Origin of the sequence: Sphingopyxis fribergensis (genome assembly GCF_000803645.1) — a bacterium.
Classification (GTDB): Bacteria; Pseudomonadota; Alphaproteobacteria; order Sphingomonadales; family Sphingomonadaceae; genus Sphingopyxis; species Sphingopyxis fribergensis.
This window is the reverse complement of the sequence record NZ_CP009122.1, coordinates 929637-954878: the sequence shown is the minus strand read 5'-3', so window position 1 is coordinate 954878 and position 25242 is coordinate 929637. Positions and strand designations below refer to the sequence as shown.

Here is a 25242-nt window from a genome sequence, read left to right as displayed (position 1 = left end):
AGCTGATGGAAACTCGCTCAAACAACGTCCTCGTCGGCGCTTTTGTCCTCTTCTTCACGGCGGCGCTGGCGTTTTTCGTCGTCTGGCTGGCGAACGACAGCGGCGGCGACAAGCGCGAATATGACATATTCTTCAAACAGTCGGTCGACGGATTGAACAAGGGCGCGCAGGTGCAATTCTCGGGCGTGCCCGCAGGCCAGGTGCGCGAAATCGCGCTGTGGCCCGAAGACCCGCAATTCGTTCGCGTCCGGATCGAGGTGAACGAGGGCGTCCCCGTGCTGCAGGGCACGACCGCCGCGCTCGAAGGCGTCGGCTTTACCGGCGTGTCGCAGATCTCGCTCGACGGCGCGGTCAAGGGCGCGCCGCCGATCGCCGACAAGGGGCCCGCGGGCAAGCCCGTCATCCCGACACGCGTCGGCGGTCTCGGCGAACTGCTGAACACCGCGCCGCAATTGCTCCAGCGCCTGTCGACGCTGAGCGAACGCCTCGCCGAACTCGCCGACGACAAGAACCAGGAAAGCTTTGCCAAGATACTGGCCAATGTCGAGACAACCACTGCGACGCTCGCGCGCAATGGACCGGCGCTCGAACGCGCGCTCGCCGATACCCGCATCGCGATCCAGCAGGCGGGCAACGCCGCCGAGCAGGTCGGCAATCTGGCGGCGTCGGCGCAGGGCACGATCGACCGCAACGTAGACCCCGCGATGGCGAACCTGCGCGATACCCTGAAATCGGCCAATGCGTCGATGGCTACGCTGGAAGGCGCGATCAGCGACGCGCGGCCGGGGCTCAAGACCTTCAGCGAAACGACGATCCCCGAAGCCAATGCGCTGATCCGCGACCTGCGCCGTACCTCTGCCTCGCTGTCCAGCCTGACCGACAAGCTCGACCAGCAAGGCGCCGGCGCAGTCCTCGGCGGCAGCAAGCTGCCCGACTATAGAGAATAAGGACGAAACCCATGATCCGCCGCCTCCGCGCTCCGTTGCTCGTCGCTGCTGCTGCCGTCTCGCTGTCGGGCTGCATTGGCCTTGGCGGCAAGACCCCGCCCTTCCTGCTGTCGCTCGACGCCGAGGCCACACCGACGGCTGGCGGCGCGCGTACCGCAGCCGATGCGGCGACGCTGACGATCCTTATCCCTACCGCCCCGCAGAAACTGCGCACGACGCGCATCCCGGTGCAGCAGGACGGATCGAGCGTCACCTATGTGAAGGATGCGCAATGGGTCGAGGCGCCCTCGCGCCTGTTCCAGCGGCTGGTGTCCGAAACCGTGTCGGCGCGCACGACGCGCGTCGTGCTCGACGAGGGGCAATATCTGACCGCGCCGGGCGAACAGCTCGCGGGACAGCTGATGGAGTTCGGCGTCGACGCTGCCACCAACGAGGTCGTCGTCGTCTATCAGGCGATGCTGGTGTCGGCGGGCGGCAAGTCGGTGACGCAGCGCCGCTTTGAAGCGCGCGAGGCGATCGGCGGCAAGGTCGAGGCGAAACCCGTCGGCGAGGCTCTGACCCGCGCGGCGAACAAGGTCGCCGTCGATGTTACGGGGTGGCTGGGGGGCTAGTCCGCCTAGGAATTGCCATTTCGTGCCGATGCGCCTAGAGGGCGCCGCATCATATCGCCTTCGTCTGCGCAGCCTCTTCCGGGTTTCCGGCTGCGCCTTTCCTTTCGAGCCCGCTGGCTTGAAAGGACTATATATATGGCGTGGGTCATCCTCGCGATCGCCGTTGTTACCGAAATCATCTGGGCGCTCAGCCTCAAATGGGCTGCGACGCTCGGGACCTGGCAGGCATCGATCGTGCCGATCTCGCTGAGCTTCCTCAATATGGCGCTGCTCGCCTTCGCGATGCGCGGCATTTCGGCCGGCACCGCCTATGCGATCTGGACCGGCCTTGGTGCGGTGGGTGTCATCATCGGCGGCATCTTCTGGTTCGGCGAGAAGGTGAATGCGGTACAGATCGGCTTCATGGCGCTGATCGTGATCGGGGTCGCCGGGACCAAGCTATTTTCGACGAGTTAAGGCAGCGATGTCCGCTGGCGACCAATAGCTGTCGCTCCATTCTAATACTTCGTCATCCCCGCGAAAGCGGGGACCCAGAGCGTCCGTCGGCTGGCCTAGCCCCTGGGTTCCCGCTTTCGCGGGAATGGCGAATGTGGGGATGTCCGCTCTCCACCCCAAAACCAACATCAGCCAAGCAAGCTTTTCGATGCCTGCTCGGTCACATCGCGCGATAGGCCGGGCCGCGCGAGGATGCGTTCGAGTTCGGCGCGCATCATCGCGGCGCGCGCGTCGTCGAAGCGTTTCCAGCGGCCGAGGGGCGGGATCATCTTGGCAGCGGTCTGCGGATTTTTCGGGTCGAGCGCGATAACGAGGTCGGCAATCAACCGATACCCCTCACCATCGGCTTGATGGAACGCCGCCTGATTGCCGGTCAACGCGCCGTAGAGCGAGCGCACGCGATTCGGGTTCGCCAACGTGAAATCTGGGTGCTGCGCGAGTTCCTTGACTGCATCGAGGGTGTCGGCACGCAGCGACCACGCCTGCACCTGGAACCATTTGTCGAGCACGAGCGGATTGTCGCGGTAACGCTGATAGAAGATGTCGAGCGCGGCGATGCGCTCGTCGCTGTCCCCATGCGCGAGCGTCGCGAGCGCCGCCTGCCGCTCAGTCATCCCGTCGGCATCGGAGAAGATGCGGAACGCGAGCGCGGAGGCATCGTCCGCTCCGGTTGCCGCGAGATAGGCGAGCGCAACGCCGCGCAGGCGGCGGCCGCCCTTTGCCTTGCGCGACAGGTCGGTCGCGGGCGGCGCCTTGCCCGCAAGAACCGCGCGCCATTTCGTTTCGAGCGCGGCGCCGATCGTGGCCTGCAGCGCGAGCCGTTCGCGGCGGATCGCATCGGGGTCCACGGTGACCATCTGGTCGCCGATGAAGGCTTCGCTCGGCAGCAGCACGGCTTCCGCGACGAACGCCGGATCGCTGGCCGCGCCCTCAAGCGTCTGTCCGACCGCGTCGATGACCGCCCGATTGTCGCCCGCCTTGCCCGACACGGCGGCAACGAGCGTATCAAGCATCAACTGCTGCAACGCCTCATACCGCGCGAACGGATCGTCGTCATGCGCCGCAAGCCACGCGAGTTCGCCCGGACCGCGTTCGAAATCGACGATGATCGGCGCCGAAAAGCCGCGGTTGACCGACAGCGCCGGGCGCGCCGCAAATGTCCCGAGCGCGATGCGCTGGGTCGCGCCGGTCACCATGACCAGCGTGTCGGCGAGGGCGTCGCCGCTGCCGTCCGTCGCAAACGCCGCAAGGCGCAGCGGCATCATCATCGGCTGCTTCTCGGGCTGGCCGGGCGTCGGCGGCACCGTCTGCACGATATCGAGCGACCAGTGGCCGCCCTCTTCGGCGAGCGACAGTTTGAGCCGCGGCGTACCTGCCTGCTCGTACCAGCGGCGGAATTGCCCAAGGTCGATGCCCGCGCCATCCTCGATCGCCTTGACGAAATCCTCGCAAGTCGCCGCCTCGCCGTCGTGGCGGTCGAAATAGAGGTCGGTGCCTTTACGGAAACGTTCGGGGCCGACCATCGTCGCCATCATGCGGATGATCTCGGCGCCCTTGTTATAAATGGTCGCGGTGTAGAAGTTCGAGATTTCCTGAAAGCTGTCGGGGCGAATCGGGTGCGCAAGCGGACCCGCATCCTCGGGAAATTGCGCGGCGCGGAGCAGGCGAACATCCTCGATCCGCTTGACCGCCGGCGATCCCATATCGGCCGAAAAGCTCTGGTCGCGAAAGACGGTGAAGCCTTCCTTCAGGCTCAGCTGGAACCAGTCGCGGCAGGTGACGCGATTGCCCGACCAATTGTGGAAATATTCGTGCGCGACGACGCCCTCGACCCCGTCATAATCGACGTCGGTCGCGGTGTCGGGATCGGCGAGGATGTAGCGGGTGTTGAAGATGTTGAGACCCTTATTCTCCATCGCCCCCATGTTGAAGTCGCTGACCGCGACGATGTTGAACAGGTCGAGGTCATATTCGCGGCCATAGACGCGCTCGTCCCACGCCATGCTGTCCTTGAGCGCCTGCATCGCATGGCCGGTGCGATCGACGTCGCCATCGCGGACCCAGATGCCCAGCTCGACCTCGCGCCCCGACATCGTCGTGAAGCTGTCGCGGTTGACGACAAGATCGCCGGCGACGAGCGCGAACAGATAGGAGGGTTTCGGCCACGGGTCCTCCCACAATGCCCAATGATCGCTTCCCGCTTCGCCCTGGTCGATGCAATTCCCGTTCGACAGCAGGATCGGGAACGCCGCCTTGTCGCCCTGCATCCGCACCTTGTAGCGGCTGAGCACGTCGGGACGGTCGGGGTGGAAGGTGATGCGGCGAAATCCCTCGGCCTCGCACTGGGTGCAGAGCAGCCCGCCCGATGCGTAGAGCCCCGAAAGCTGGGTGTTCGAAGCCGGGTCGATCACCGTATCGATCTCGACCGTCGCCGCGACGCGTTCACCCAGGTCGACGATCAGGTCGCTGCCCTCCATGCGCCAGTCGTTCCACACTTCGCCATCGACGCGCACCGCCGCCGGGGTCAGCCCATCGCCGCGCAGCAACAGCGGCACGGGCGCATCGATATCGCGCACCACCGACAGAACTGCGCCGACCTTCGTGGCATCGATCCCCAGCGCGAAATCAAGCGCGATGTCGGGGATAGACCAATCGGGCGCGCGATAGTCGCTCCGGTGAACGGTGACGGGGATGGCGGGGGTTGAGGAGGCATCGGTCATCTGTTCGATCTAGGCATAGCGGCGCGCACGCGCAATAAGGCGCGCGATGGGACAGATGCTGATTTTCGGAATGGGCTATGCCGCGAGCCACCTCGCCGACCGCCTGCGCGCGCGCGGCTGGGAGGTGGCAGGCACGACGCGCGACGGGCGCGATGGCAGCATTGCTTTCGGCGACGACGGCGCGGTGCTGGCCGCGCTGCGAACCGCGACGCATATCCTGTCATCCGTGCCCCCATCGGGCGGCGGCGATCCGGTGCTCACCCGCTATAGCGAAGCAATCGCGCTCGCCCCGTCGGGATGGGTGGGCTATCTGTCCTCGACCGGCGTCTATGGCGACGCGGGCGGCGCATGGGTCGACGAAAGCGCGACAATCAAGGGCCGCCGCGCCGACCGCAACGCCGCCGATGCGGCCTGGGCCGCGCTCCGCAGCGACGTCCGCATCTTTCGCCTTCCCGGCATTTACGGTCCGGGTCGCTCCATCCTCGACCGAATAGCCGAGGGCCGCGCGCACCGCATCAACCTGCCCGAACAGGTTTTCAGCCGCGTCCATGTCGATGACATCGCGGGCGGGGTGATTGCGTCGTTCAGGGGAGCGGCGGGCGTCTATAATCTGGCCGACGACGAGCCTTGCCACCAGAATAAGCTGGTCGAATGGGGCTGTGCGATGTTGGGCGTCGCGCCGCCACCGCTGCAATCGCTGGAAGAAGCCGGCCTCTCGCCCGCCGCGCGCGCCTTTTATGCCGAGAATCGCCGTGTCGCGAACGGCAAGGCGACACGATTGCTGGGCTGGTGTCCGCGTTATCCGACGTTTCGGGAGGGGTTGGCGAGCTGCGCGGCTTAGGACTAAATCAGCACATCGACCGTGTGGATCAGCACCCCGACCAGCCCGCCAACCAATGTTCCATTGATCCGGATATATTGCAGGTCGTCGCCGACGGCATTTTCCAGCCGATCGGTGATCGTCTTCGCATCCCAGCCGCGGATCGTGTCCGACACCAGCCTGAGCGCCGTCTCGCCGTAACTGTCGACGACACCGACGACGGCGCGGCGGGCGTAGCGGTTGAGCGTGCGCTTGATCGCCGCATCCTCGCCCAGTATCGAACCGAACTGCGTAACCAGTTCGCCGATCCGGCCTGCCAGCAGCGTGTCGGGGTTGCGCGCCGCCTTGAGCAACGCGGTGCGGCCCTGTTCCCACAGGCCGTCGAGCCAGCGTTTGACCGCCTTGTTTTCGAGCAGCTCGTCGCGGACCTTGGCTACCTTGGCCTTCACCTCGGGATCATGTTGCAGGTCGAGCGCCATCTTCGCGAGCCCCTCCTCGACGCGGATGCGCAGTGGATGCGTCTCGTCGACCGCCATTTCGCTGAGCAGCTTGCCAAGCCCTGCGACGATGCGGTTCGAGATGCTTTCGTCGAGCCCGGTGAAGCGCACGATTGCGTTCGAATTGTCGTGGACCATCTGGTGGATAAGATGCTCGTTGAGTTCGAGGGTCTTCGATCCCCATTTGACCATCGCATCCAATAACGGTTGATGCCGCCCCTCGGCGAGCGCGGCTTGCAGCGCCTGCCCGAGCAACGGCGCGACGTCGAGTTCGCGAAGCCGGTCGGCGATCGCCGATTTGACGATGCCGCCAAGCCGCTGCTGGTCGAGCGCACCAAGTCCATCGGCGATGATGCGCGACGCGCCGAGCCGCAACCGCCCGCCGCCTTCGGCCGGTTCGGACAGGAATTTGCCGACCGCGCCCGCGATGTCGACCGTCTGCATCTTGCGCGCGATCAAGCGTGGCAGCAGGAAATTGGTGAGCAGGAAGCGCGCCAGCGTGTCGCCGATGCGGTTCTTGTTGCGCGGGATGATCGCGGTGTGCGGGATCGGAAGCCCCATCGGGTGGCGGAACAGCGCGGTGACCGCAAACCAGTCGGCCAGCCCGCCGACCATCGCCGCCTCGGCAAAGGCACGGACAAAGCCGATCGCGGGATGGACGTCCTGATAATATTTGGCGCCGAGGAAGACGAACGCCATGACGATCAGCAAGCCCGTCGCGACGACGCGGATGTTCGATCCTCTCGCGGGAATGGCGACGCCAATCGGCCGGGAAAGCATATGATCGGTCATACCAACCAAATGGCGAAATGCCGCAAAGGTTGCAACCGGCGCAGTCGCTTGCCGCGCCGGAGCGCGCCCATTATTCCGCCGGCTCGGGCGCGGGCTTGCCGTGCGGCTTCGTATCGTCGCCCTTGCGATAGGTCAGCAAATTGCCCGAGAAGAAGCGGCCGAGCCGTTTTTCCATGCTGTCGGCCAGGCTGAAGCCCGCGGGGACGATCAACAGCGTCAGCAGCGTCGACAGGATCAGGCCGCCGATCACGACGATGCCCATCGGCTGGCGCCACGCGCCGTCGCCCGACAGCGACAACGCCGTCGGCACCATGCCCGCGACCATCGCCACCGTCGTCATGACGATCGGCTGCGCACGCTTGCGCCCGGCATCGAGCAGCGCGGCGTTTTTCTCGACGCCATGATCCATCTCCTCGATCGCGAAATCGACGAGCAGGATCGAGTTTTTCGCAACGATGCCGAGCAACATAAGGAGGCCGATATAGACGGGCATCGAAACTTCCATGCCCGTGATCCAGAGGCCGAGTAGCCCGCCCAAAGGCGCGAGCAGCAATGACGACATATTGACCAGCGGCGACAGGAAGCGGCGATAGAGCAGCACCAGCGTCGAGAAGACGAGCAGGAGGCCCGAGACGACCGCGATCATGAAGTTGGTGATCAGTTCGGCCTGCCATTTGGCGTCGCCCTGAATGACCTTGCGAACGCCCTGCGGCATATTCTTGACCGCGGGCAGCGCGTCGATTTTCTTCTGCGCATCGCCCGTCACCAGCCCCGGCGCCAGGTCGGCGCCGATCACGATGCGCCGCGTCTGGTTGTACCGGCGAAGTTCCGTGGGGCCCGAGCCAAAGCCGATCGAAGCGATCGATTTCAGCGGCACCGTCGTCCCGCGCGAGGTCGGCACCGGCAGATTCTCGATCGTCGCAAGGCTGCGGCGCGAATCTTCGGACAGGAGCACGCGGATCGGGATCTGGCGATCCGACAGCGAGAATTTCGCCGCATTCTGGTCGATGTCGCCCAGCGTCGCGATACGGATCGTCTGGCTGAGCGCCGCCGTCGTCACGCCGAGTTCGGCGGCAAGGTCGAGGCGCGGCGTCACGATGATCTCGGGGCGCGGAATGTCGCCCTCGATCCGCGGCGCGCGCACTTCCTTCAACTTTTCCATCTGCGACACGATCAGGCGCGCGTGGTTTTCGAGCGCGACCGGATCGTCGCCGCCGATGACCATCGTCATGTCGCGGCCCGAAAAGCCGCCAGACTGGCTCTGGAACGTCACGCGCGCGTCGGGGATCGCCGCCATTTGCGGCTGCAGGCTGCGTTCCCAATCGACACTGCTGACCTCACGGCTTTTCTTCAGCGTGATATAAACGCCGCCGTCATTGACATTCACCTCATAGAAGGCGTTTTCGACATTCTTGTCTTTCGACAGGATGGCGGCGATCTGGTCCGAGATCGTTTCGCTCTGCGCGAGCGTCGAGCCCGGCGGCAGTTCGTAGCGGATCTGGCTATAGTCGCTGTTGATCGTCGGCTGGAACTGCTGCGGCAGAACCATCAGCAGGACGACGCTCATCGCAAGCGACGCTGCCCCGATCCCGACGATCCAGACGCGATGGTCGAACAGGCGTGCCCAGGCGCGCTGGACCATGAACCTGGCCCAGTTGGTAAAGCCCGGCTGGCGCACGCCGATCAGCCACGCGAGCGCGCCGAGCAAAATGATCAGCAACGCAACGCCCAGATAGGTGAGGATCGCATCGACCGGCGTCTTCAGCATGAAGTACATCGCCGTATTGGGCTTGTCCTGCCCGATCGGAACGGGCTGGAAATAGGCATAGATCGCATAGAGCACCGACAGACCGGCAAGGATCAGCGGCACCGCCAGATAGGCGAGCTTCGTCGAATGCGCTTCATAACGCGCGCGGATCGCGTGATGCTTGCGGTTGTCGAGCGTCCACGCGAGGATGCGTTCGTAGCGGTCGACCCACGGGCCCGAGGCATGGTCCTGCTCGCCCTGCGCCGACAGGAAATAGGCGGCGATCATCGGCGTGATCATGCGCGCTACCGCGAGGCTGACGAGCACGGCGAACACGACGGTCATGCCGAACTGGATGAAGAATTGCCCCGAAATGCCGGGCATCAGTGCGACGGGCAGGAAGACCGCAACGATCGACATTGTCGTCGCGACGACCGCGAGGCCGATTTCGTCGGCAGCGTCGATCGACGCCTGATACGCCGTCTTGCCCATGCGCATGTGCCGGACGATATTCTCGATCTCCACGATCGCATCGTCGACGAGCACCCCGGCGACAAGGCTAAGCGCGAGCAGCGACAGGCCGTTCAGCGAAAAGCCCATCATGTCCATGAACCAGAAGGTCGGGATCGCCGAGAGCGGGATCGCGAGCGCGCTGATCAACGTCGCGCGCCAGTCGCGCAGGAAGAGGAACACGACGACGACGGCGAGGATCGCACCCTCGATCATCGCGAGCATCGAGCTGCGATACTGCTCCTTCACATATTCGGTCTTGGTGAAGAGGATCTTGAATTCGACCTGCGGGTTCGCCTTCTTGATCTCGGCGAGCTTCTTCATCGCCTCGTCATGGACGGTGACGTCCGACGAGCCCTTGGCCTTCTCGATCGAGAAACTAAGCACCTGCCGCCCATTGATCTTCGCTAGGTTGCGCTGTTCGGCGTAGCCGTCGGTTACTTTGGCGACGTCGGAAAGGCGGATCGTCCGCCCATTGCCGACCGAGATCGTCGTTTCGCCGAGCTGGAAGGCGTTTTCGGCATTGCCCAGCACGCGCACCGCCTGTTCGGAGCCCGCGATTTCGGTGCGGCCGCCCGCGGCGTTGACGTTCGTCTGGCGCAGTTGCTGGTTAACCTGGCTCGCGGTGAGGCCATAGCTTTGCATCCGCGCGGGATCGAGGATGACGCGAATCTCGCGGCTCACACCACCCGAGCGGCTGACTTTCGCCATGCCGGGGATCGACAGCAAATCCTTGGCGACCGTATTGTCGACGAACCAGCTCAGTTGTTCGAGCGTCATGTCCGACGTCTCGACCGCAAAATAGGTGATCGGACCGCCGGCGGCATCGACGCGCACGACCTGCGGTTCGAGAATGCCTTCGGGCAGGTCGCTGCGGATCTGCTGCACCGCCTGGTTGACGTCATTATAGGCGCGGTCGATCGGGGTGCCGATCGCGAACTGCACCATCGTACGGCTGTTTCCCTCGGAGACATAGGAGGATAGCTCGTCAACGCCGCTGACGCTGCGCACCGCAGCCTCGACGCGCTGCGTGACCTGCGTTTCCAGCTCGGACGGGGCCGCGCCGGGCTGGACGACGATGACCTGGACAAGCGGGAATTCGACGTCGGGATTGTCGTTGACGTCCATCCGGTTGAAGCTGACGACGCCCGCCAGCAACAGCAGGATGAACAACACGATCGGCGGCACCGGATTACGGATGCACCAGGCGGAAATGTTGCGAAAGCTCATGATCAAACGCCCTTGTGCACTAAATCTCTACGCGTGCCGTTTGGCCGGTTATTGCGACGATTTCTGGACGACCGGCTTCACCTTGTCGCCGGGGTTGAGGAAGGCGCCCGCCAGCGCGACGACCCGCTCGTTGCCCGTCAGCCCCGACGCGATCGACACGCCATTGTCGGTGACCTCGCCGACCTTCACCGGCTGGCGCTTGATCATGTTCTTACCATCGACGATCAGCACATAATTGCCCTCGGGACCGCTCTGCACCGCGCTTTCGGGAAGCAGCGGCGCTTCGGCGGTGCCCGCGATCAATCGCGCATCGGCAAAGCCGCCCGGACGCAGCGCGTCGCTGTACGGAACCGCGATGCGGACCGTGCCCTGACGCGTATCCATGTTGATGACCGGCGACTTCTGCCAGACCTGTCCCGCGATCTGCGTCGTGGTACCGACCGGCGTCACCGTCGCGCGCGTGCCGATCTGGACGCGCGCCAGATCGGCTTCCGCCATTTGCGCGAGCATTTCCATCTCGCCGCCACGCGCCATCCGGAACAGGATTCCGCTGCCCGCGCCGACGATCTGGCCGGGCTCGACCTGCCGCGTGAGAATGAGACCCGCGGCGGGTGCAACGATGTTAAGGCGATTGTTGCGCGCGGTGGCCTCGCCATATTGCGCCTGCGCGACGCGTACGCGCGCGTTGGCGGCATCGCGCGTGGCGCGCTTGCGATCCATGTCGGCCTTGGAGATGAAGCCGCGCCCGACAAGCGCCTGCGCGCGTTCCAGTTCGGCCTGCGCCAGATTGGCATCGGCCTGTGCAACACGGATCGATGCCGCAAGACTCGCGGCTTGCTGCGCCTGGACCGATCGATCGATGACCGCGAGCGTCTGCCCCGCGCCGACCCACTGGCCGGGCTCGACGAGGACGCGCACGACCTGCCCGCCCTCGCCCGCAACGCCGACCGGCATTTCGCGTCGCGCCGCAATCGTGCCGTTCGCGGAAATCGCGGCCTCGACCGACACGCGGCCGGGAATGACCACCGTGACGTTCGGCATCGCCGCGGCGCCCTGCCCTTCGACATCGGCAGCGCCCTTGCTCTGCGTGAACGCGTACCATGTGGCGACCAGCGCGAGCGCGATCAGCACCAGCGCGACGATCAGAAACGTCCGCTTGCGCCGGCTGTTGTCGGCGTCCTCATAAAAGCTCTGCGTGCCCGCCAGGCTGTCCATCACATCCACTTTCCGCTCGTAGTTCACGCCGAAAACCCTCCCCGCCTTGCGCGGCATCATGCTGCGACAGACGCAAGCGCCTGCCCCCTCGACCCCGCACGACAGGATCAATCCTCTGCGAGGTGTATTACCTAATTAAATCACCACTGGCAAGAGGCGAAACTTCGCCGTCCCCCCTGCGCCCCGGACCGCGGCTCTTAGGCCTATGTTCGCGCAATTTCCAGTGGTTACGGGCATGAAAAAGGGCGGCGCGCCCTGCGGCGGCCACCCTTTTCTTCCGGCCGATCCCAATGTTCGGCCGCTAATTACCTGCGGTCAGCGCACGCGGCCGCGCCGCACGAGGTTAACGATTCCGAGCAGGATCACCGCGCCGATAAAGGCGGTAAGCAAGGTCATCGGGTCGAACGCGTCCCCGCGAAGATGCCCGCCCCCCAGGAAGCTGCCGAACAGGAAGCGGCCGAGGATCGATCCGATACAACCGACGATGATGTTGAGGAAGATGCCTTGCTGGGCGTCGGTACGCATCACGATGCTGGCAAGCCAGCCGATAACGCCGCCCATGATGATAGCGATAATCCAAGTCATATGATGACCCCCTACGATCGATGTTGGCGCCTGACATTGCAGGCATCATATTGGTAACTCAAATATTTGATATCGCCTAGCGGAATGGCGGCGGGGCCAACGCCCCGCCGCCGCGCCGTTTAGCGAACGCTGCCGCGCCGGATCAGATTGATGATGCCGAGCAGCACCACCGCACCGATGAAGGCCCAGAGCAGCCCGATCGGACTGAAGGTGTCGAGGCTGGCGCCCATGCCGAAGAAGCTGCCGAGGAAATTGCCGAGGAACGCCCCGACGATACCCACAACGACATTCAGGATAATACCCTGCTGCGCATCCGTACGCATGACGATGCTGGCGAGCCAGCCGATGATGCCGCCGACGATCAATGTAATGATAAGACCCATGATTTTCCCTTCCCTGAGCCGCCGGGCAAACGCCGACACCCGGCGATCATATGAACGTCCGGTCGCGCCCGGACATCGTTTCAACGATGCCCAAACAATGCGGCTGGGGCGCGAAAGGTTCCCGGCCGGCCCGCGTGGGCTCGGCCGGGAAAGTGGGATCGGTTCCTGATCGGGAACGTCTCCGGGTCGCAAAGGGGGATTAAGCAGTCGCGTTTGACGCTGATGTGACGAAAGTCACTCGCGCGAAAATATATATATCGGAGGCAGCTGAAGGCGCCGGGCGCGTCGACAATGTGATGCACGCGACAACGTGATGCACGCGATCCGCGCATGCGAAATGGGGGCCGGCATCGCTGCCAACCCCCACTATCCGGCTTTGCCCCACGCACTCCGCCTCACTTCATCCCGGTCCGCTTCTCTTGCGATCAGCAGCCCGCAAAACGATGCGTTGCGACGCACGCCGGAACAATCCGGCGACGGTTTGGTCGGCCCCCTTTCGGGGGCCGGCCGCACCTGGAAAGCCCTTCATCATCTCTTCTTGCGTCCGCCGAAGCAGTCGCTGTCCAAGCGATGGACTGCATTTCCTGTACCCGATCGGGTCCGTATCAACTCGTGGGAATCGCTACGTTCCGTGACCAGGCTATCGGTAGAGTTCCTCGCCAATCCGTCCGTTCTCTTCTGGCTAGTCTTGCAACTACCCTTGATGTCCCGGTGGTCTGTCGTCTCTGTCTTCCGATGATTTGAAGCTGACATGAAGCGTTCGGGTCGCCAACAAAAAATCGGCGAAAAGGCGCTCTTGATGGTCCGCGCTTGTGGATAAGTCCGGTATTAGCAACAAGCGGATTCACCGCAGCATTTTTGTAACAACTGTGCAGCATTTTCGGATTCGGAATTCACCCCGACTCGGCCAAGAGGCGATCCATCGAGTCGATTTTTCGGCCACGAGCCGCGACTCGGTATCAAAAAAAGCGAGGCCGTCAGGCCCCGCTTTCTTTTGACGCCCGAAGGACGATCAGCCCTTCACGGTCACCTCGACCCGGCGCGCCGCCGAATTGTCGGTGCCGGTGGCCGTCGCCTCGGCCGGCTTTTCGAGCACGACCTTGTCGGCAGAAAAGCCAAGCGTCTCGAGCGCCGCCTTCACGCTCTGCGCGCGGTTCTTGGACAATTCGGCATTGGCAGCCGCATCGCCCGTCGGGTCGTTATAACCCGACACCGACAAGGTCGCGGCCGGGTTGCCATCGAGATACGCCTTCACCGACGCCGCCGCAGCCGTCAGATCGTTCGACACCTCCGATTTGCCCGTGTCGAAATAGACCGTCAGCATCGGCTTGCCCTCGCGGTCCACCGCGACGACCCCGGCGCCTTCCGGGATGGCGGCGACAGGCGCCGTGCCCGTATCGGCGGGCGCGACCGTCTCGCTGATCGCCGTCTCGTCCGAGGCTGGCGCGACGGCCGCCTCCTGTTTCGAACAATAACGCAGCCCGAAGAAGAGCAGCGCCGCGAGCACCAGCAAAAGCAGCAACCAGGGTAACCAGCCCATGCCGCCGCCCTTTTCGCCTTCGTCGCTCGAATAAGCGGTTTGCGGACTTGCCGCCGACGGAGCCGGGGTATGCGCGGGAGCCGGTGAGGCGGCCGTCGGCGGCACGGCGGCGGGGATAGCCGACGCGCCAGCCAGGCCCGCCGCCGCCAGCGGAACGGCCGAGGCCGCATCATCGTCCTTGCCAGCGTCGCCGCTCAGCCCGCCGACGGCGGCTAGGCCCGCAGCAGCACCCGCGGCACCGCCAAAGAGCGAGAGCAGGCCGAAATGCTGCGCGAGGAGATAATAGACGGTGACGCGGTTCTTGGTCGTGTCGCCCTTCATTCGCTCGCCGACGCCTGCGATCGCCGCATCGAGCGTCGCGTCATCGTCGGTCAGCCCCAATTTCTTTTTGAGGAAATTCTCGCGAACGCGGTCGGTTTCCGTTGGATCGGAAAAGGAAACGAGCGAGGAATCGCGGTTTCTGAGGGCGATGCCGAGATATGCGACGATTTTCGACACCACCGCTTCATCGGCGTCCGCGACATATTTCCTGACATCCGCCAGCCAATCTTCTGCCATGCGATTTTCCTCCTGCCCAGACGCAAGGGTTCGCCGTCAGACGCTCGCACGGGGGGCGAGACTCACGCCTTAGGAGGCGGAACTTATATCATTTTCCGCAAATGCAACATCTCGGGCAGGATAACGGCCTTATCGCGTGCCGAGATCGCCCTTGCCCACGGTGCCCGACGCCATCTCGAGCATGCGGTCGAGGCTCTTGCGCGCGGCCAGCCGCAGGCCCTCCTCCATCTCGATCTGCGGCTTCAGATCGCGCAGCGCGATGTAGAGCTTCTCCATCGTGTTGAGCGCCATATAGGGGCAGATGTTGCAGTTGCAGTTGCCGTCGGCCCCCGGCGCGCCGATGAAGGTCTTTTCGGGCAGCGCGAGCTCCATCTGGTGGATGATGTGCGGCTCGGTCGCGACGATCAGCGTGTCGCCGGGGAAGGTCTTGGCGAATTGCAGGATGCCGCTGGTCGACCCGACATAATCGGCATGATCGACGATATGCGCCGGGCATTCGGGGTGCGCCGCGACGGGAGCCCCCGGATGCTGCGCCTTCAATTTGATCAGCTCGGTCTCGCTGAACGCCTCATGCACGATGCACACGCCCGGCCACAGCAGCATCTCGCGCCCGAACTTGCGGTTGAGATAGCCGCCAAGGTGGCGGTCGGGGCCAAAGATGATCGGCTGGCTTTCGGGGATCTGGCTAATGATCGTCTCGGCGCTCGAAGAGGTGACGATGATGTCCGAGAGCGCCTTCACGGCCGCCGAACAGTTGATGTAGGTCAGCGCAATATGATCGGGGTGCTTTTCGCGGAAGCGCTTGAACTGTTCGGGCGGGCAGCTGTCCTCAAGGCTGCATCCCGCATCCATATCGGGCAGGATGACGATTTTTTCGGGACTGAGGATCTTCGCGGTCTCGGCCATGAACTTGACGCCGCAGAACGCTATGACATCGGCATCGGTCTCGGCCGCCTTGCGCGACAGTTCGAGCGAGTCGCCGACGAAATCGGCGAGATCCTGAATCTCGGGTTTCTGGTAATAATGCGCGAGAATGACGGCATTGCGTTCCTTGCGAAGGCGCTCGATTTCGGCGCGCAGGTCGAGGCCCGAGAGATTCTCGCGAATGGGAGCAGTCATCGCTTTTCCTTATATGGCTTTAGCCTTGGCGATCCCCCTACACCGCCGCCCGCGGCAGGGCAATTCGGCTATGCGCCGACCAGCCGCTCCGCGAGCGCGATGACGGGGGGCGTCATCGACAGAAGATAGATGGTGATGCGCACCGCGATGACAATCGCCGCGATCGCCCTTGTCGCGGGATGAACGCGGCCGAGCGTGCGGCGGTCATAAAGCGCGATGATCCCGACGACGCCAAGCTGGACCAGTCCGATCGGAATGTCGGACCAGCCGACCATCAGCGGCAACGGCAGGACACGGCCGAGCGCGGGTTCGAGGATGACGATCGTCGCGCCGATCATCAGCCGCCGGTGCCACGCGGTCGTATGGCGACGGCGCACCGCCGCCCAGACCATCAGCCCGAAGACTAGCGACTCGACGGTGATGAGCGCGAGAAAATAGGACGGCGCGAAGAAAGGGGGGAAGCGGCCCAGCACCAGCGATGCGACGCCGGTAAAAATACCCAGACAGGTGATGAATATCGCAAGCGCGCCCCCGGCCCAACCGAGTTTGCGATGCAATGCCAGATTGTCGCGCGCGACGAGCGTTGGCTGAACGATCAGCAGCGCCAGCCACGCCAGCATCGCAACGCCGTGCAGATGCACCCAGAAGGGCGCCGCGACCGGGTCGACAAAGCCCCTAAGCGCGAATTGCAGAAAAGCGAAGACGATGAAGATCGCGAGGCCAATCGCCATGCGATGCCAGAAAAGTTCGGCGCGCTCGGCGCCCCCTGCGGTGCTAGCCATGCCTGTTCCCCCTGCCCGACCGGCGCGGAGGATAGCCTGACGGCGAAAGCGCCGAAAGCCGGGAATTACCCAGTCGGCGCGTCGGCGAAGCGCGCGGTCACTTTGGCATCGATCCCCGCAGCCTTCAGCGGCATCGCAAAGCTCTGCTCAACCGCGGTGCGCGCCGCGCCCTGCGCGAGCCGCATCGGCGTCGCACCCATCGCCTGCGCGATCAGTTCCTCCTGCGCGCGCTTGCGGTTCGCGGCGTCGAGCGTGCGCTCGGCGTCGGTCAAGGTCAGCAATATCTCGCCGTCGCGATATTCGCTGATCGCGTCGATATCGATTTCGGGGCCCGCGAGCCGCAGCGGCGGCAAGGTAACGGTCAGCGCATTGGTCGACGCATCCCAGTCGAGATCGGACTGCTTCAGCTTGCCGAGGTCGAGTTCGTAGCGAACGGTGCCGGGCATAATCATAGTCTTCTGGGCGCTCAGCCCTAACCGGCTTTGCGTCGACGTCACCACCGCAACATAGCGCGCGGTGAAGGGCACGAGCACATTCTGTTCCTGCAATCCCTGCAGGCTCGCCGCGACGACGGTTTCGGGATCATAGCCGCGCTGCCAATCTTGCCATGCACGCCAGCCGAAAAACAGCGCGAGCCCCAGTATAGCGACGAGCGCGGCGCGGAACAGGCCCTTGCTCATGCCACCAGCCTCCACCGTTCGGCATCGCGCGCGACGCGGCCGCGATTTTCCAGGTCGATCAGATGCGCGAGCACCGATCGGCCGGCGGCACCGGTCAGCCGCGGGTCGAGCCCCTTGTACATATGTTTCACCATCTCGGGGATGACGCTTGTGCCCTTTTCGAGTTCCCGCAAAATCTGCCGCTCGCGCTGCTTGCGGTGGCCGAGCATCCCGCGGACAAGCTGCCGCGGCTTGGTCACCGCGGCGCCGTGCGCCGGATAATAGACGCGATCGTCGCGGTCATAGAGTTTCGAGAGACTGGCCATATAAGCCGCCATGTCGCCGTCGGGCGGACTGACCACGCTGGTCGACCAGGCCATGACATGGTCGCCGGTGAACAATGCGCCACTCTCGACCAGCCCGAAGCAGAGATGGTTCGAGGTATGCCCGGGGGTCGCAACCGCCTCGAGCGTCCAGCCGTCGCCCGAAATCCGCTCGCCGTCGGTGAGCACGCGGTCGGGCGCATAATCGGGGTCGAACGCAGAATCGGCGCGTGGGCCGTCGTCGCTGAGCGCCAGCGGCGCGCAGCCGATGATGGGCGCCCCGGTCGCTTCCTTCAGCGGCGCCGCAGCGGGCGAATGATCACGGTGGGTGTGGGTGCAAAGGATCGCGGCGACGCGCTGGCCTTCTACCGCGCGCAAGATCGCGTCGACATGGCCGATGCCGTTGATGTCGGAGGGATCGCCGATGCTCAGCCCTGATCCGGTCGGACCCGGATCGATCACCGCGACGTCGCTCCCCGCCCCGACGATCCACGTCTGGGTGCCGGTGTAGGTATAGGGCGATGGGTTGGGCGCGAGGACGCGGCGCACCAGCGGCTCATGCTGCTCGCACTCGCCGGCTTGGATGCTGTCGGGCCATGGCTTTTCTTCGCTCATCCCACCCATGTGGCATCGCGCGCCGCGAAGGAAAAGAGATGGCCTCGAAAAAGCGCACCCAAAAAGGGAGCGACGCGAAAAAGGGAGCGACATGGGCCGCCCCCTTTTCCCCGCCCCTGCCGCCGGCCCCACCGGGGAGCAAAAGCCGGCGGTGAAGCTGCTCGGGCTCAGTTGCCCGATTTCTCGATTTCGGTGATCGCTTTGTCGAGGTCGGCGGCGACTTTGGCGCGCATGTCTTCGGACAGGCCGCGCGCGCGTTCGCCTTCGGCAAAGGCCTCGCGAGCCTTCTTCAGCGCCGACAACCGTGCCGCCTTGCCTTCGCCCGTATCACTGCACGCGAACATCATGACGTGACTGCGCTTGTTGCCGTCGCTTTCGTCGCGGTTGACGATCGGCGCCGCCTTGCCGTCGCGGCATTTACCCATGACCACCGTCTTGCCGTCCATCGTCCACGTGCGGAGGGGCGTCGGGGGCAACGGCGGCATCGGTGCCATGACGGTGCGGATACGCTCCTTGCGCTTCGCCTCGAGCTTGTCGGCGATCGCGTCGGCACGCTCGCCGGTGACGCCCTGTTCCTTCAGCGTCGCGATGACATCGTCGCGCGACAGGCCGCCGGGGGACCGGATTTCGATGCGGCGCATCTTGTCCTTGCCATCGGCCGGGGCGAACATCACGGCCGGTGCCTTGCCCTCGCTTTCGCCGTCGCGGCGGATGACGATGCGGTGCACTTCGCGCTTCTTCTTGCCGTCGTCGGTTGCCGTATCGTCGCTATGCTCGGTAAAGACCATCACCCCCGGCGCGTCGGGCGCCTTGGGCGGCAGCGGCGGTTCGGGGGGTGCGGGCGGTTCGCCCAGGTCGGTCGTTTGCGCCTTTGCCACTACGATCCCAGCGGGGACGAGTGTCGCGGTCGCGCCGAGCACGGCCAGCGTCGCGCTACCGATGAGCAACCGGCCGACAAGTCCGCGCTTTTTTGAAATATCCTCTTGCGTCAACATCGTCAGCCTCTCCTGCAGATTATCGTGGACCGCCATCGGCGCGGCGAGCGACAGGCGCGGGCCGACCGCGGCCTTGACGATCGCGGTGGCATAGCGCGCGGTTCGCTCGGCCCGTTCTTCACAGTTGGCCATCGTCAGCACCCGCGCGTCGCACGCCGCCTCCTGATCGAAACGAAAGGCGCGGATCGCACGCCACGCGAAGGGATTGAACCACTGCGCGGCGAGCAAAAGGAGCGCCGCGCTGTTCGCCCACAGGTCGCCGTGGCGGTGGTGCGACAGCTCATGATCGATCGCCAGTGCGCGTTCCTCGGCGACGTAACGCGCAAAGAAATCGTGCGGGACGGCGACGTAGCGCTGCCACAGGCCGAAGGCGACGGGGCCATCGACCGCATCGGACATCACCAGCCGGATCTTGCCGATCGGCTCGAGCTCGACGGCCTCATCCAGCACCGCGCGGCGAAACCGCCGGTGCGATATCATGGCGGTCACCACCACGGCGACCATGCCAGCCGCCCAAAGCGCGAAAAAATATGGCACCAGCTCGGCGAACGACCAGAGCGGTTCGGCCGCCGCGGGCGCCGCCACCGGCAGGCCTACCGGCACCATCACCGCCATTTCGCTGGCGGGCTCAGGCACGATCACCACCGGATCGGCAAAGGGCAAGGGCGGCAGCACCAGCCGCAGCGCGGGCACCGCCCACAAAGCATAGGTCAGCCGCGGGCCGAAATGGCGTGCGAAGGGCTTGCGCACGATCAGGATCAAAAGGACCAGGATACCCGTGGTGACGAGCGTATCGACCCACGCCTGGAGCAGCATCGCGGCGCTCATGACTTCAGCCTCTTCAACAAGGCCTCGATCTCGGCGATGTCGATGTCGGTCAGCGCCTCGCGGTCGGCGAGATGCGCGATCAGCGGGCTGACACGGCCACCGAACAGGCGGTCGACGAAGCGCTGCGATTCCTCGCCGACGGCATCGGCCCGTTCGATTGCGGGACTGTAGAGATAGCGCCGGCCATCGGCCTCGGCCGTCACCGCGCCCTTCTGCACCAGCCGCGCAAGCAAGGTCTTCACCGTCGCCTGCGTCCAGCCATTGATCTTACCGATGCGCGAGGTCAGGTCGGCGGCGGTCTGCGGGGCCTCATCCCACAGCGCCGACAACACCTGCATCTCCGAATCGCTTGCTCGTTCTGCCATGCGGACCCCTCCCATTGGCGTCATCATCCCGATGCGACTACAAATGTAGTCAATGGGCTGAACGCTTCCTGAACAAAGCTGAACGGCGAAGTGTCGGGATTTTTGACACCGCGCGATGTCGGTAAGGAATCGCTAACCAGCGTCTCGCGCCGAAAACCATGCAGGCCGGAAATTGGCACGGCAATTGTATAGTATGAGATGTTCCCGAGTGTTCCGCTCAAATGGAGCGGTGGGGGATATCAGTCTGGTCCCTGATGTCCCCTGCCCCCACCCGGGAAAACCCCACTTGCCCCCGATGCAGACGGGGGGCGGAGCGGCCGAAAGGCCCCGCCCCCCGAAAGCTTTTGCAGCCATATGACATGCACGGAGCGCCGAAGAGCACGGCGAAATTTGCGTGATTGGATGCTAGCCGACATTCTCATCGCAGCCTGAAACGAAAGGCGCGGTTTCGACCTGACGCAGCCATTCTACTTGTTGCTTCGTCATTTCCGCGAAAGCGGGAGGAACCCAGCGCCAGGCCAGCCGACGGACGCTCTGGGTCCCCGCTTTCGCGGAGATGACGAATGTAGGGGATGGCTGCTCACCAGCCCAAAAGCCGGAAATAGAAAGCCCGCCGGAGCCTAAGCGCGGGCGGGCTTTTGCCATCTGCCAAATATAGGGCTTATTCAGCGCGCGCCGGAATCCCCGTCATCAGCGTGTGAAGCTCGCCCGCTTCCCACATTTCCATCATGATATCCGATCCGCCGACGAATTCGCCCTTCACATAAAGCTGGGGGATCGTCGGCCAGTCCGAAAATTCCTTGATGCCCTGGCGGACTTCCATGTCCTGCAGCACGTCGACCGTCTCATATTCGACGCCGAGGCGGTCGAGCATCGCGATCGCGCGCGAGGAAAAACCGCACTGCGGAAACAGCGGCGTGCCCTTCATGAAGAGCAGGACGGGATTGTCGGCGACCAGCTTGGAGATGCGGTCGTGGGTCGTAGGGTCGGTCATAATCAGTCTCCGGGGGCGCCAGGCGCCGAGAATTTCGTGTCAGCCCCTTATGAGGGGATGGCGGTCGTCAATTGCAAGGCATGAAGTTCGCCGCCCATGCGCCCGCCAAGCGCAGCATAGACCGCCTTGTGCTGCGCGACGCGGGTCATGCCCCGAAAGGTGGCGCTGACGACATGTGCCGCATAATGGTCGTTGTCGCCGGCAAGGTCGGTGATCGTGACCTCGGCATCGGGGAACGCCGCGACGATCATCGCCCGCAAATCATCCTCGCGCATACCCATGGGGTCAGCCCTGCTTGTCCATGAACTGGCGCCGCGCCTCGACCGCCTTTTCGTTCAGCGCAGCACGGATTTCGGCGTCGCTGATCTCGACGTGCGCCGCGGTCAGATCGCCCGCGAGTTTGCGGATGACGTCTTCGTCGCCCGCTTCCTCGAAATCGGCCTGCACGACCGCCTTGGCATAGGCGTCGGTTTCCTCGGGGGTCAGGCCCATGCGTTCGGCGGCCCATTCGCCAACAAGCCGGTTCCGCCGCGCAGTGATGCGGAACTGCACCTCTTGGTCGCGGGCAAATTCGGCCTCAAAGGCGCGTTCACGATCGTCGAATCCGCTCATTTTGTCCTCATCCGAATGAAATGTCGCTTTGCAGATAGGTGGCGCGCCCCCGCGGCGCAAGCGGCCTGTGCTGCAGATCACTTCCCTTTCGCTTACGAAGGGTTTAGGGTTTCGGCCCAAGGGAATGGGTCGCACCGCAGCTATATAGTTTCCGCCTTGCCCGCACGTCGGCACGGCGCCGCTACGTCTGTGTTTGGGGGATTTGTGATGACCGCTCGACGTCCGCATATAGTGTCGATTCTGGCGCTGCTGGCTTTTGCCGCACCCGGAACCGCACTGGCGCAGGGCACCGACCCCACGCTGCGCGACAGTTTTTCGATCGGCGATCAGGGCGGTTCGCTCTGCGAAGTGCAGGCGACCGTGCGCGACGGCGTCGTCAAAGGCATGTTCGACCGCGCCTGGACGATCGTCTGCCGCGATGCGAGCCAGCCCGTTGGCACCGTTCGCGAGCTCCGCGCGAGTTCGGCCGAGGCGCTCGCCCGGATCGAACAGGCCCGCGCCGACACGATCATCTGTGCCGCCGACGGCGCCTGCACCCTCAAGGGCAGCAATATCGCATGGCAGACGCGCGTCGAGAACAAGGGCCATGTCACCTATAGCGTCGAAGGCTTTGCCGCCTATTCCGACGCCCTCGACCTCGCGCTCGAATCGGTGCGCCAGCACAGGGTCATGCCGGGCGTGATCAAGGTCGCCACGACATCGGTCGGCGGCAACGACGGTTTCGCGAGGACGATCGCCGGGACGATCGACGTCGACAAGGCACTGGCCGAGGGATACCGCCGCAACCACAGCGGCGATTATGCCGAGGCGGCTGAATTTTTCGAAGCATTGTCGCGCCGCGCCGCCGAAGAACAATCGGCCGCCGACATCGACCCGACCGAAGTCACGCTGAACCGCGCGCTGCAACGCTCGAACCTCGGCGAATTCGCCGAAGCCGAACGCCTGTTCGCTGAGGTCGAGGCGATCCCGACCGGCGATCCGGTCCAGCTGCGTCTTCGCCGCAATTTCCGGGCGATCAACGCGCTCAACCAGCGCGATTATGACGGGGCCGCCGCGCGGCTGCAGACGCCTCTCCCGCCGCTCACGACCGGTGTGACGGTGTCGGGCGGCGCGGTGACGCTGACGCCGCAGATCGTCGCGGGGGTCAACAGCGGCGACAACGCCCGCGTGATCCGCCAGGCGGGCGATCGCGAGCGCCTGTCGCCGCTCGAACGCGCGCAGATCATCGATGCGCAGGCGATCCACCTGCTCGGTACGGTCGAACGGCTGCGCGGCAATGCCGAGGCGGCGAAGACCGCACAGCGCAAAGGACTGACCGACGCGACCGCAGTGCGCGAGGGGCGCGTGACCTCGATCATCCGCCTCCGCTCGCAAATGCTCGGCGAACTCGCGCTGGCCGAAGAGGCGACCGGCAACAAGGCCGCCGCCGATGCACGTTTCCTCGAATCGGTGAATCTGCTCGCTGTCGAATATCCCGAAACCAACGCGCTTGCTTCGGCGCGCGCGCGCTATGCCGCCTTCCTGACCCGCGAAGGACAGGACGACAAGGCGATGGGCATCTATCGCGACGTCGTCACCGCGCTCGCCAGCACACAGCGCTCGACCGCAGGCATGGCGAACATGATGGCGCCCTATTACCGCCTGCTCGCCGCACGTTCGGCGACCGACCCCAAAGCGATCGATGATTTCTTCGTTGCCAGCCAGCTCCAGATCCGCCCGGGCGTCGCCGATACGCAGGCGGTGCTCGCGCGCGAATTGTCGGGCGGCAGCAGCGACGGTGCGCGCCTGTTCCGTCAGGCAACGACGCTGGGCCGCGACCTCGAACGCGCGCGGATCGAGGACGCGCGGCTTTCGCAGCTTCCGGAATCACCCGAAACCAACGCTCTGCGCGCCGACATCAAGGCACAGCTCAACAATCTGTCGTTCCAGCAGGCAGAAACCGTCGTCGCGCTTTCGGCTTTCCCGCAATATCGCGTCGTCGCGTCGGGCAAGCTCGACCTCGCCGAATTGCAGCAGGTGTTGCGCCCCGACGAAGCCTATCTGAAGATGCTCGTCGTCGGCGATGGCGTTTATGCGATGCTGATCGAGCCGACCCGCGCGCAGCTCTGGAAATCGGATATCAGCGCGTCGGGGCTCGACACCGCGGTCGACACGATCCGTTCGACCATCTCGATCGTCGAAAATGGCCGCCGCGTCACCTATCCGTTCGACGCCGCGACCTCATACAAACTCTATGGCCAGTTGTTCGCTCCCGTTGCAGCGCGGCTACCCACCATCGCACATCTGATCTTCGAACCCGACGGCGCGATGCTGCGGCTGCCGATAAACCTCCTCGTCACGGCCGACACCGGGCTTGCTGCCTATGAGCAGCGCCTGCTCGATCCCGACGCCGATCCGTTCGACATGCGCCAGATCGCATGGCTGGGTCGGACCTCGCGCCCAAGCACGGCGGTCTCCACCCTCGGCTTCCGTAACGCGCGGCAGGCGGCGCCGTCGAAGGCGAGCAATCAATATTTTGGGCTCGGCGAGAATCTGCCCGTCGGTGCACGGCTGCCCTCGCTCGGGACGCGGGGCGGCGCGGCGGGCGGCGTCGATGGCGATTGCCTGTGGGATGTTGCGCAATGGTCGCGTCCGATCTCGGCCGACGAACTGGTGACCGCGCGCAACGCTATGGGCCGCGAGGCCGGCACCCTGCTCACCGGCGGTGCCTTCACCGACAGTGCGGTAAAAAGCCGCACCGACCTTGGCGACTATCGCATCATCCATTTCGCGACGCACGGCCTTGTCACCGCGCCGCGACCCGCCTGCCCCGCGCGGCCAGCCCTGATTACCTCGTTCGGCGGAGCGGATTCGGACGGTCTGCTGACCTTCCAGGAAATCTTCGACCTCAAGATCGACGCCGATCTCGTCATCCTGTCGGCGTGCGACACCGCCGGCGCGGCGAGCGTCGCGGCGACGCGCGAAGCCGGGCTTTCGGGCGGCGGTAATGCGCTCGACGGGCTGGTGCGCAGCTTCATCGGCGCCGGCGGCCGCTCGGTGATCGCAAGCCATTGGCCCGCACCCGACGATTTCAACGCGACCAAGCGGCTGATCGGCGGGCTGTTCGCCGCTGATCAGGGCACGAGCGTCGCCGACGCCCTGTGGGGAACCCAGTTGCACCTGATGGACGACCAGCAAACGTCGCACCCCTATTATTGGGCGGGCTTTGCGATCATCGGCGACGGCGGCCAGGCGCTGCTCCACAGCGGCACGGCAACCGCCCGCAATGGAGAGGCCGCCGGCCGCGCCGCCCGCTGATCC

General features: G+C 64.7%; 21 protein-coding genes. 5 read left to right on the top strand and 16 right to left on the bottom strand.

Features of this window, described 5'->3' with window-relative positions; all coding sequences use genetic code 11:
* The first annotated feature begins 5 nt into the window (after positions 1-5).
* The 3 genes from SKP52_RS04445 (at position 6) to SKP52_RS04435 (ending at position 2014) form a co-directional block, all read left to right on the top strand.
* Positions 6-947 carry an MlaD family protein gene (locus SKP52_RS04445; RefSeq protein WP_039572199.1) on the top strand — a complete coding sequence of 314 codons (942 nt, stop codon included), beginning with the start codon at positions 6-8 and terminating at the stop codon, positions 945-947.
* 11 nt (positions 948-958) lie between these two features.
* Entirely contained in the window at positions 959-1558 is a 600-nt protein-coding gene (locus SKP52_RS04440; RefSeq protein WP_039572197.1) for an ABC-type transport auxiliary lipoprotein family protein, read from the top strand.
* 135 nt (positions 1559-1693) lie between these two features.
* Positions 1694-2014: a DMT family transporter gene (locus SKP52_RS04435; protein ID WP_039572195.1), complete on the top strand. Its 321-nt coding sequence runs from the start codon at positions 1694-1696 to the stop codon at positions 2012-2014.
* Positions 2015-2181: 167 nt separating this feature from the next.
* Here SKP52_RS04435 and pepN read toward each other — a convergent pair whose 3' ends face one another.
* Positions 2182-4773: an aminopeptidase N gene (gene pepN / locus SKP52_RS04430; RefSeq protein WP_039572193.1), complete on the bottom strand. Its 2592-nt coding sequence runs from the start codon at positions 4771-4773 to the stop codon at positions 2182-2184.
* A 46-nt stretch (positions 4774-4819) separates the two neighbouring features.
* Here pepN and SKP52_RS04425 point away from each other — a divergent pair, with 46 nt between their 5' ends.
* Complete coding sequence (locus tag SKP52_RS04425) at positions 4820-5614, top strand: Rossmann-fold NAD(P)-binding domain-containing protein (RefSeq protein ID WP_039572191.1); 795 nt, start codon at positions 4820-4822, stop codon at positions 5612-5614.
* 2 nt (positions 5615-5616) lie between these two features.
* Here the strand turns inward: SKP52_RS04425 and SKP52_RS04420 are convergent, their stop codons facing one another.
* The 15 genes from SKP52_RS04420 to SKP52_RS04350 all read right to left on the bottom strand — a co-directional run bounded on the left by SKP52_RS04420 (position 5617) and on the right by SKP52_RS04350 (position 21942).
* Positions 5617-6882 (bottom strand): DUF445 domain-containing protein, encoded by a 1266-nt coding sequence (locus SKP52_RS04420; RefSeq protein WP_039572188.1) that lies wholly within the window; start codon positions 6880-6882, stop codon positions 5617-5619.
* Positions 6883-6952: 70 nt separating this feature from the next.
* Positions 6953-10369: an efflux RND transporter permease subunit gene (locus SKP52_RS04415; protein ID WP_039572186.1), complete on the bottom strand. Its 3417-nt coding sequence runs from the start codon at positions 10367-10369 to the stop codon at positions 6953-6955.
* Between the two features lie 48 nt (positions 10370-10417).
* Positions 10418-11584, bottom strand: coding sequence for an efflux RND transporter periplasmic adaptor subunit (locus SKP52_RS04410; RefSeq protein WP_081997207.1), 1167 nt, complete (start codon positions 11582-11584; stop codon positions 10418-10420).
* A 315-nt stretch (positions 11585-11899) separates the two neighbouring features.
* Entirely contained in the window at positions 11900-12169 is a 270-nt protein-coding gene (locus SKP52_RS04405; protein WP_039572184.1) for a GlsB/YeaQ/YmgE family stress response membrane protein, read from the bottom strand.
* 119 nt (positions 12170-12288) lie between these two features.
* On the bottom strand, positions 12289-12552 hold the full coding sequence (locus SKP52_RS04400) for a GlsB/YeaQ/YmgE family stress response membrane protein (protein WP_039572182.1): 264 nt from the start codon (positions 12550-12552) through the stop codon (positions 12289-12291).
* Positions 12553-13564: 1012 nt separating this feature from the next.
* Positions 13565-14650, bottom strand: a complete 1086-nt coding sequence (locus SKP52_RS26885; RefSeq protein WP_081997206.1) for a DUF2853 family protein — start codon at positions 14648-14650, stop codon at positions 13565-13567.
* A 129-nt stretch (positions 14651-14779) separates the two neighbouring features.
* The gene (gene nadA, locus SKP52_RS04390) at positions 14780-15769 is read right to left on the bottom strand and encodes a quinolinate synthase NadA (protein WP_039572179.1); all 990 of its coding nucleotides are present in this window, start codon (positions 15767-15769) and stop codon (positions 14780-14782) included.
* Positions 15770-15837: 68 nt separating this feature from the next.
* Entirely contained in the window at positions 15838-16551 is a 714-nt protein-coding gene (locus SKP52_RS04385; RefSeq protein ID WP_039572176.1) for an adenylate cyclase, read from the bottom strand.
* Between the two features lie 65 nt (positions 16552-16616).
* Positions 16617-17231 (bottom strand): DUF4230 domain-containing protein, encoded by a 615-nt coding sequence (locus SKP52_RS04380; RefSeq protein WP_039572174.1) that lies wholly within the window; start codon positions 17229-17231, stop codon positions 16617-16619.
* Positions 17228-18148 (bottom strand): MBL fold metallo-hydrolase, encoded by a 921-nt coding sequence (locus SKP52_RS04375; RefSeq protein WP_052207804.1) that lies wholly within the window; start codon positions 18146-18148, stop codon positions 17228-17230. Before SKP52_RS04375 ends, SKP52_RS04380 begins: the two co-directional genes overlap by 4 nt.
* 167 nt (positions 18149-18315) lie before the next feature.
* Positions 18316-19971 (bottom strand): M56 family metallopeptidase, encoded by a 1656-nt coding sequence (locus tag SKP52_RS04370; RefSeq protein ID WP_039572168.1) that lies wholly within the window; start codon positions 19969-19971, stop codon positions 18316-18318.
* Positions 19968-20336 carry a BlaI/MecI/CopY family transcriptional regulator gene (locus SKP52_RS04365; RefSeq protein ID WP_039572165.1) on the bottom strand — a complete coding sequence of 123 codons (369 nt, stop codon included), beginning with the start codon at positions 20334-20336 and terminating at the stop codon, positions 19968-19970. Before SKP52_RS04365 ends, SKP52_RS04370 begins: the two co-directional genes overlap by 4 nt.
* A 661-nt stretch (positions 20337-20997) precedes the next feature.
* Entirely contained in the window at positions 20998-21330 is a 333-nt protein-coding gene (grxD, locus tag SKP52_RS04360) for a Grx4 family monothiol glutaredoxin (RefSeq protein ID WP_039572162.1), read from the bottom strand.
* 47 nt (positions 21331-21377) lie between these two features.
* Entirely contained in the window at positions 21378-21611 is a 234-nt protein-coding gene (locus SKP52_RS04355) for a BolA/IbaG family iron-sulfur metabolism protein (protein WP_039572159.1), read from the bottom strand.
* A 4-nt stretch (positions 21612-21615) separates the two neighbouring features.
* On the bottom strand, positions 21616-21942 hold the full coding sequence (locus SKP52_RS04350; RefSeq protein WP_039572156.1) for a DUF1476 domain-containing protein: 327 nt from the start codon (positions 21940-21942) through the stop codon (positions 21616-21618).
* A 207-nt stretch (positions 21943-22149) separates the two neighbouring features.
* On the opposite strand from SKP52_RS04350, the gene SKP52_RS04345 reads away from it, so the two are divergent.
* Complete coding sequence (locus SKP52_RS04345) at positions 22150-25239, top strand: CHAT domain-containing protein (protein ID WP_052207802.1); 3090 nt, start codon at positions 22150-22152, stop codon at positions 25237-25239.
* The last annotated feature ends 3 nt before the right edge of the window (positions 25240-25242 follow it).